Source organism: Collimonas fungivorans (assembly GCF_028292705.1).
Classification (GTDB): Bacteria; Pseudomonadota; Gammaproteobacteria; order Burkholderiales; family Burkholderiaceae_D; genus Collimonas; species Collimonas fungivorans_B.
Map to the genome: position 1 here is coordinate 1 of NZ_JAQGLV010000325.1, position 8281 is coordinate 8281.

Sequence of the window (8281 nt, forward strand, 5' to 3'; positions counted from 1 at the left end):
ACGGCGATTCAGCTGACCGGTACCGGACTGGTGTTGGCGGGTATTTATCTGATTTCAAAAAAGAAATCATAGGGATTGAAAACAGTAATAACAATTAAAAAAGCGGCAGTTTGGCGCAATATTTGGAGGTGAAAGCAATCATGGTAAAAGCAATCAGGATGTCGCGGACCGGTGGCCCGGAAGTGATGGAATATGTCGACGTCGAAGTCGGTGACCCGGGACCGGGCGAAGTGCGGATAAGGCATGTCGCCTGCGGGCTGAATTTTATCGACGTCTATTTCCGCAGCGGCTTGTATCCGCAGCCCTTGCCGGGCGGACTGGGGCAGGAAGCCGCCGGCGTGATCGAAGCGGTCGGCGCCGGCGTGCAGCATGTCAAGGTGGGCGACCGGGTGTCGTACGCCACCCGCCCCAATGGCGCTTATTCCGAGGCGCGTGTAATGCCTGCCGGGTTCCTGGTCAAATTGCCTGATTCCATCAGTTTCGATACCGCCGCCGCGATGACTTTGCAGGGCTTGACGGTGCAATATCTGTTCCGCCGCACCTTTCCTCTGCGCGGCGGCGAAACCATCTTGTTCCATGCCGCTGCCGGCGGCGTCGGCCTGATCGCCAGCCAATGGGCCAAGGCGCTGGGCGTGACCATGATAGGCACAGTCAGTTCGGACGAAAAAGCAGCGCTGGCGAAAGCGGCCGGCTGCGCCCATGTGATCAATTACAAGACCGAAAATTTCGTCGAGCGGGTGCGTGAAATCACCGGCGGCAAAGGCGTGCCGGTGGTCTACGATTCGATCGGCAAGGATACCTTCATCGGTTCGCTGGATAGCCTGGCGCCGCTTGGCACCATGGTCAGTTTCGGCAATGCGTCCGGCGCGGTGCCGCCGTTCAGCCTGAACGAACTGGCGTCGCGCGGCTCGCTGACCATCACTCGGCCTTCGCTGCCGAGCTATATCGCCAGCCGCGCCGACCTCGACGCGGCTGCGGCGGACCTGTTCCAGATGGTGGACAGCAAAAAAATCACGATTGAAATCAACCAGCGTTATGCCCTGAAAGACGTGGCGCAGGCGCATATCGACCTGGAGTCGCGCAAGACTACTGGCTCGACCATCCTGATCCCCTGAGGCATGCATGAATGATCCTTTGGAACAGCAGCCGGATGCGCAGAATCCGATGAATCATCCGGAAGAGCAGCCCAGCGGCAGCGAGGGCTCGCCCAAGTTCGGCCGCCTGCTGATCGTGCTGGTGCTGGCGGTCATCCTGATCGGTTTCATCACGTTTGCCAGCGAATGGTTTTATAGCTGACCCGGCATCCGATAAAAAATGGCCTGTGGTCCCTAGGGAGCACAGGCCGTTTTGCCATAAACAGGTCTTTATTTCTGGTCTTCGACTTTCAGCTCAACCTGGTGCGGCACGCCGCTCTTTCCAGGGAAATCGGTGAAGGCGCTGCGCACCAGGTACGGCATCACGGCCGGCAAGGAATTCATCTTGCCTTCGCTGGTGACCGTGACGTCATACAGCTTCTGGCCGCCGGCGGCGCGCGTGATCGCAATGTTCAGGCGGCGCTGGAACAGCTGGAAGTTGTACTCGCGCTGGCCCACCACTTGCGGTGCGTACCAGAACGGATCGTAGAACGGGCTATAGAACCCTGGGCGGCCCCAGCCGTAGGGTCCGTAAGGGCCATACCACATGGGATCCGCCACCACCGGCTCGACCACATGGACGTCGCGCGCGGCAATGCCATAATTAAGCGCGACCTTCAGTTGCGGCGAGCCGCCGTCGGCCTGCACAAATCCCAGGCGCTGCAGTTCGGTCCGCACCAGGTTCTCGTAATTCCGGTATTCCAGGTCATTCTCATGTGCTGCCGTATGTTCGAACACATAGGATTTGTTCGGCAAATCGGCCGGCCATTCGTTGAAAGCGGTGACGTCGCTGCGGATGACCGTGGCACAACCGCCTAGCAGCAATGTGAATGCGGCCAAACAGAGAGTGATGATGCGTTTCATTGTGATTCCTCTTGGTGGGGGATTGCAGGCCGCTCCAGTGGCTTGCCTGATTGGCATACCTGGCGACGGCAGCTGGGCTGTCACCATTCTAGCCAAGTCTTCATAGTGCTGCTCTATCGCGTTGCCATAATCTGTCAGCGGAAGAGCAGGGTTTGAGGCATGGTGCATCAAAATGGTGTAATTATGTTAATTTTAAACGAATTCCAACAGTGGGGCTTTATTTGCAATTTGCTACCAGTAACTTGCCCGCCGGCCGGCAATCCGCTGCAAATTGCATGATGCTTTGCGCTTTGATTGGTAGAATCACAGTCTGCCCGAATTATTGAGACTGACCAGCCACGTTATTAAGCAGGCCGCCAAGCGATCCTTGGCATACCGGCTTAGTTGCCGACTGTAGTTACCAACCATAGTTATCAACCGTCACTCCACACCATCCTATGCGCACAGATACCTCCGCCACGCCAACTACCGTTCTTCGTAAGGATTACACCGTTCCCGCCTTCCTGGTCGACACCGTCGACATGGGCTTCGACCTTGATCCGGCAGCCACCCGTATCGCCACCCGCATCACGATGCGGCGCAATCCGGCCAGCAACAGCAAGGAAATCGTCCTGTTCGGCGAAGAGCTGGAACTGGTGCAATTGCGTCTTAACGGCAAACAATTGAAACCCGGCCAGTACCAGCTGGAAGCCGGCAAGCTGCGCATTGCATCGGCGCCGGCCAAGGTGGTGCTGGAAATCGAAACGCTGACCAGCCCGGAAAAAAATACTTCGCTGATGGGTTTGTACGTCTCCAACGGCAATTTCTTCACCCAATGCGAAGCGGAAGGTTTCCGCAAGATCACCTATTTCCCTGACCGTCCCGACGTGATGGCCAAATACACCGTCATGCTGCGCGCCGACAAGAAGAAATACCCGGTGCTGCTGTCGAACGGCAACCTGATCGAAGAAGGCAAGCTGGCGGATGGCCGCCACTACGCCAAGTGGGAAGACCCGTTCAAGAAACCGTCCTACCTGTTCGCGCTGGTGGCCGGCAATCTGGTCTGCCAGGAACAAAAATACACGCTGAAATCCGGCCGCGAAGTCTTGCTGCAGGTATGGGTCGAAGACGGCAACCTGGACAAGACCCAGCACGCCATGGATTCTCTGATCAACAGCATCCGCTGGGATGAAGAACGCTTCGGCCTGGAACTCGACCTTGACCGCTTCATGATCGTCGCCGTCGGCGACTTCAACATGGGCGCGATGGAAAACAAGGGACTGAACATATTCAACACCAAGTACGTCCTGGCCAATCCGCGCATCGCTACCGATGTCGACTACGCCAATATCGAAGCCGTGGTCGGCCATGAATATTTCCACAACTGGACCGGTAACCGCGTCACCTGCCGCGACTGGTTCCAGCTGTCCCTGAAAGAAGGGCTGACCGTATTCCGCGACCAGGAGTTTTCGGCGGACATGGTCGGCACTGACAGCGGCCGCGCCGTCAAGCGCATCGACGACGTGCGTGTCTTGCGCCAGGCTCAGTTTCCCGAAGATGCAGGTCCGATGGCGCACTCGGTGCGGCCTGACTCCTATGTCGAAATCAATAATTTCTACACCGTCACGATTTACGAAAAAGGCGCTGAAGTGGTGCGCATGTACCAGACCCTGTTCGGCCGCGACGGTTTCCGCAAAGGCATGGACCTGTACTTCGAGCGGCATGACGGGCAAGCGGTCGAGTGCGACGATTTCCGCGCCGCGATGGTGGACGCCAACGGCCGCGACCTGAGCCAGTTCGAACGCTGGTACAGCCAGGCCGGCACGCCGCGGGTGCAAGTGCAGAGCAAGTACGACGCCGCCAAGAAAACCTACGAACTGACGCTCACGCAGACTTGCGCGCCGACACCGGGCCAGGCCAAGAAGCTGCCATTCCACATCCCGGTTGCAGTCGGCCTGCTCGACAGCAAGGGCAAGGACATGCCGCTGCGTTTGCAGGCGGACGGCAAGGGCAAAACCAGTGCTGAGACAACCCGCGTGCTGGAGCTGACCAAAGCCGAGCAGACCTTCCGTTTCGTCGATGTCGCCGAACAGCCGGTGCCATCCATCCTGCGCAATTTTTCGGCGCCGGTGGTGCTGGACGTCGAATACAGCGACGCCGAGCTGGCTTTCCTGCTGGCGCATGACAGCGACCCGTTCAATCGCTGGGAAGCCGGCCAGCGCCTCGCTACGCGCAGCCTGCTGGTGCTGACCACTGCAGTCCAGGATGCATCGCAAGCGGGCCACGTGGTGGCGCTGCAAGACGTCCTGAACAACGCTGCCTCCAACAGTGGCGCCCTGGGCGAGGCATTCGGCCTGATACTCAACGATGCAGCGCTCGACGCCGCTTTCCGCGAGCTGGCGCTGACGTTGCCGTCGGAAACGCTGCTGGCTGAGCAGACCGAGGTGATCGACCCGCAAGCAATCCACAAATCGCGCCAGTACCTGCGCGGCAAACTGGGGCAGGCGCTCAAGGACGATCTGCTGGCGGCCTACCACGCCAGCCAGACGCCGGGCGCATACAGCCCGGATGCGGAAGCGTCCGGCAAGCGGGCGTTGAAGAACGTCGCCCTGTCGTATCTGATACATGCCGACGACGCTGCGGCGCACGCACTGGCCCAGCAGCAGTACGACAATGCCAACAACATGACCGACCGCCTGGCCGCGCTGGTTGCGCTGACCAACAGCAGCGCGCCGGGCAAGGCTGCAGCCCTGGAAAAATTTTATGAGGATTTCGCGCAGGATGCACTGGTCATCGACAAATGGTTCGCCTTGCAAGCCACGGCCTACACTGCCGATGTCGCGGTGATCCGTGCCTTGTCGGAACATCCGGCGTTCACGCTGAAAAACCCGAACCGCGCACGCAGCCTGATTTTCAGTTTCTGCAGCGGCAATCCGGTGAATTTCCACGCGGTCGACGGCAGCGGCTACGAATTCTGGGCCGACCAGGTGATTGCGCTCAACGGCGTCAACCCGCAAGTGGCGGCACGCCTGGCGCGCAGCCTGGACCGTTGGCGCAAATATGCGCCGGCGCTGCAGGAAAAAATGCGCGCGGCCTTGCAGCGTGTCGCGGCGGCGCCTGACTTGTCGAAGGACGTACTGGAAGTCGTCGGCAAGGCACTCGCTAATTGATTTTTGCAATTTCACGGCCGATGGCGGGTTTCTTTCCGCGATCGGCAGTGAAAGCCACAACCAAGAAAGAGCAATATGAAACGTATTAGTCTTACCCAGCATCTGATCGAACAACAACGTCTGCACAACAGCATTCCGGCCGAGCTGCGCCTGCTGATCGAAGTCGTCGGGCGCGCCTGCAAAACCATCAGCCACGCGGTCGGCAAGGGTGCGCTGGGCGAAGTGCTGGGCAGCGCCGACAGCGAAAACGTGCAAGGCGAAGTGCAGAAAAAACTGGACATCATCTCCAATGAAATCCTGCTGGAAGCCAATGAATGGGGCGGCCACCTGGCGGCCATGGCTTCGGAAGAAATGGAATCGATACACCCGATTCCGAACCGTTATCCGCAAGGCGAATACATGCTGCTGTTCGATCCGCTCGACGGCTCCAGCAACATTGACGTGAATGTTTCCATCGGCACCATTTTCTCGGTACTGAAAGCGCCGGACGGCATGAAATCGCCAACCGAACAGGATTTCATGCAGTCAGGCCGCAAGCAGGTTGCTGCCGGCTACGCCGTCTACGGCCCGCAAACCATGCTGGTGCTGACCACCGGCAACGGCGTGCACTGTTTCACGCTGGACCGTGAAATGGGTTCGTGGGTCCTGACCCAGCGCGACATGCAGATCCCGGCCGAGACCAAGGAATTTGCGATCAATTCGTCCAATGCCCGCCACTGGCATCCGCCGGTCACGCGTTATGTCAACGAAATGCTGGCAGGCAGCACCGGCCCGCGTCAAAAAGATTTCAACATGCGCTGGATCGCATCGATGGTGGCCGACGTCCACCGTATCCTGAACCGCGGCGGCATCTTCATGTACCCGGCCGATGCGCGTGAACCGGACAAGCCGGGCAAGCTGCGCCTGATGTACGAAGCCAACCCGATGGCCTTCATCGTCGAGCAGGCCGGCGGCGCCGCTACCGACGGCAAGCAGGCGATCATGGATATCCAGCCGGAGAAACTGCACCAGCGGGTGCCGGTGTTCCTCGGTTCGAAGAGCGAAGTCGAACTGGTGACCCGCTACCATCAGGAATAAACTGGAACCCGCTCCGTGAAGCCCGGCCAGATGCAACGCCGGGCGCTTTACGGGGCAGCTGACGGCAAAGCGCCAGACCTAGTAAAATCGCACACTTGCCGCAAAATTTATCCATAAAGACAAGAGGAACAGATTGAAAACAGCACTAATCGGAGATAAAGACATCCCCGAGTTCGATCACGACATCATGACCAATCTGCTGATCACGTCGACAGAACTGAACGTCGTCAGGCAAGAACAGATATTGCTCGGCATCCGCAATGCGAAACAGGAAATTTACCGTGTCATCGGCGCCTCCAGCAGCAAGCAATTCAACAATGCGGCGGAAGAGCTGGAAGACCTGGGTTTGAGCAATGAGCTGGAAGAAGCTGATCGGGCCAAGAATGGCTACGATGCGATTTTCGGGTTGAGCGAGTAATTCCGGCCTGCAAATACGGTCGGCCATGATCGGCCATTGCCGGCTCGGCGAGCTGGCAGGGCTGGACGGACAACATCTCTGTCGCCCTGGTTTTTGCTCTTTCTTTGCCGCCTGTCTCCCGGCATGGCGGTATCTCCAGGCTTTTCCCCGGCCAGCTTTTCCTTCAATTTCCGCCTTTTGCTGATTGCACCGATGCCGCGCTTTCGCTTAGGATCGCGATAGCACGCGCACAAGTACTGCATTTTTGACTTCATTATATTTCCATATAGAAATATAATGGCCGCTGCACTCAACTAGAGGAACTGAATAATGAAAGCAATCATTGCACTTACGGTGCTAACGCTCATTATCATGGCTGTGATTGCTGTGGTTACCCGGGAGAAGCAGGCGAAGCTGCAGAAGCGCCGCGAATACATCAAGAAAAAACCGATGTCGAACAACGAGCAGATCATGTACTGGCGGCTGGTCGGGGCGTTGCCGGACCATATGGTGCTGGCGCAAGTCGGGCTGAGCCGTTGCCTGGGCACCAAGGACAGCGCCGGTCTCGACAGCCTGACGGCAAAGAACCTGGATTTCGTGATTTGCGATAAAGCCAGCGATGTGGTCGCGGTGATCGAGATAGACAACAGGAATCACAACAGCAAGACCGTCAGCAAAGACGACGAAAGAAAATACAAGGCGCTGAAAAAAGCCGGCATCGATATCATCCGGTGGCGCGCCAATTCACTGCCGAGCGAAGCTGACATCAGGGAACGGTTCACGCTGCTGGACCCAAGCAAAAAGTTGCGGATAGTTAAAAACAAGAGCCATCAAACCAGCATATTCGGCATCGGCATAGGCAAATACCGCAACACCGGCGCCGGCTGAGCTGGGCAGGCAGGTTAGGCCGCTGCTGCCTTATGTCGTAATCACGCAGTTGCGGCCCTGGTCCTTGGCGCGATAGAGGCGCTCATCTGCCGCGCGGAAAATCGTGTCGATGGTGTTGCCGTCGCGGCCGAACTGCGATACGCCAATGCTGACCGTGAGTATCACCTTGGGCATGACGATGCTGTCGAATACTGCGTTTTCCGTGGCTGACCTGATGCGTTCGCCGATTGCCACTGCAACCTCCAGCGTGGCTTGCGGCAGCAAGACCATGAATTCCTCGCCGCCCATGCGCGCCACGCTGTCATAGGGGCGGATCTCTTCCAGGCATTTCTGCACGAAACCTTGCAACACCTCGTCGCCCACCTGGTGGCCGTAGTGGTCGTTGATGGCCTTGAAATTATCCAGGTCGAGGGCGAGCAGGGAAAACGACAGGTTATCGCGCCTGGACCTGGCGATTTCGGCGTCTACCCGTTCGATAAAATGGCGGCGGTTAGAGGCGCCGGTCAAGGGGTCGGTCGAAGCCAGGTGCTCCAGCATCCGGTTGCTGTGCTGCACTTCTTGCAGCGCGCTTTCGGTCCGGACCATCGCCATCGCCAGCCGGTTCACCATTTCTTCCTGGTTGTAGATGCTGGAGAATGAACGAGTGGTATGGAATGCCTGGATGATGCCGTAGCTGAGGAAGAAAAATCCGCCGGCGAAGATGGCGTGGGCCAGCCACCACATATGGTTCCACGGCTTGCCGAGAATGAACGCCAGCGACGACAAGCCGAACA

General features: G+C 58.2%; 8 protein-coding genes. 6 read left to right on the forward strand and 2 right to left on the reverse strand.

Annotation, left to right across the window (positions count from 1 at the left end):
* Positions 1-140: 140 nt before the first annotated feature.
* Both JWQ61_RS18380 and JWQ61_RS18385 read left to right on the forward strand, forming a co-directional pair.
* Complete coding sequence (locus JWQ61_RS18380) at positions 141-1115, forward strand: quinone oxidoreductase (protein ID WP_304361774.1); 975 nt, start codon at positions 141-143, stop codon at positions 1113-1115.
* A 7-nt stretch (positions 1116-1122) separates the two neighbouring features.
* Positions 1123-1296 carry a hypothetical protein gene (locus JWQ61_RS18385; protein ID WP_304361775.1) on the forward strand — a complete coding sequence of 58 codons (174 nt, stop codon included), beginning with the start codon at positions 1123-1125 and terminating at the stop codon, positions 1294-1296.
* Between the two features lie 68 nt (positions 1297-1364).
* Here JWQ61_RS18385 and JWQ61_RS18390 read toward each other — a convergent pair whose 3' ends face one another.
* On the reverse strand, positions 1365-1997 hold the full coding sequence (locus JWQ61_RS18390; RefSeq protein WP_014005044.1) for a DUF4136 domain-containing protein: 633 nt from the start codon (positions 1995-1997) through the stop codon (positions 1365-1367).
* Between the two features lie 437 nt (positions 1998-2434).
* Here JWQ61_RS18390 and pepN point away from each other — a divergent pair, with 437 nt between their 5' ends.
* The 4 genes from pepN to JWQ61_RS18410 all read left to right on the forward strand — a co-directional run bounded on the left by pepN (position 2435) and on the right by JWQ61_RS18410 (position 7508).
* On the forward strand, positions 2435-5146 hold the full coding sequence (pepN, locus tag JWQ61_RS18395; RefSeq protein ID WP_304361776.1) for an aminopeptidase N: 2712 nt from the start codon (positions 2435-2437) through the stop codon (positions 5144-5146).
* 75 nt (positions 5147-5221) lie between these two features.
* Positions 5222-6223: a class 1 fructose-bisphosphatase gene (locus JWQ61_RS18400; protein ID WP_304361777.1), complete on the forward strand. Its 1002-nt coding sequence runs from the start codon at positions 5222-5224 to the stop codon at positions 6221-6223.
* A gap of 133 nt (positions 6224-6356) precedes the next feature.
* Entirely contained in the window at positions 6357-6641 is a 285-nt protein-coding gene (locus tag JWQ61_RS18405; RefSeq protein WP_147356197.1) for a hypothetical protein, read from the forward strand.
* Positions 6642-6992: 351 nt separating this feature from the next.
* Positions 6993-7508 carry a DUF2726 domain-containing protein gene (locus tag JWQ61_RS18410; RefSeq protein ID WP_183081807.1) on the forward strand — a complete coding sequence of 172 codons (516 nt, stop codon included), beginning with the start codon at positions 6993-6995 and terminating at the stop codon, positions 7506-7508.
* Between the two features lie 30 nt (positions 7509-7538).
* Here JWQ61_RS18410 and JWQ61_RS18415 read toward each other — a convergent pair.
* Positions 7539-8281: GGDEF domain-containing protein (locus JWQ61_RS18415; RefSeq protein ID WP_304361778.1), on the reverse strand; the 743-nt coding region annotated here is incomplete at its 5' end.

Bases quoted from the DNA above. Each gene is read 5' to 3' on its own strand.
- JWQ61_RS18380 (WP_304361774.1), top strand. From the start codon at position 141: ATGGTAAAAGCAATCAGGATGTCGCGGACCGGTGGCCCGGAAGTGATG.
- JWQ61_RS18385 (WP_304361775.1), top strand. From the start codon at position 1,123: ATGAATGATCCTTTGGAACAGCAGCCGGATGCGCAGAATCCGATGAAT.
- JWQ61_RS18390 (WP_014005044.1), bottom strand. From the start codon at position 1,997: ATGAAACGCATCATCACTCTCTGTTTGGCCGCATTCACATTGCTGCTA.
- pepN (WP_304361776.1), top strand. From the start codon at position 2,435: ATGCGCACAGATACCTCCGCCACGCCAACTACCGTTCTTCGTAAGGAT.
- JWQ61_RS18400 (WP_304361777.1), top strand. From the start codon at position 5,222: ATGAAACGTATTAGTCTTACCCAGCATCTGATCGAACAACAACGTCTG.
- JWQ61_RS18410 (WP_183081807.1), top strand. From the start codon at position 6,993: ATGGCTGTGATTGCTGTGGTTACCCGGGAGAAGCAGGCGAAGCTGCAG.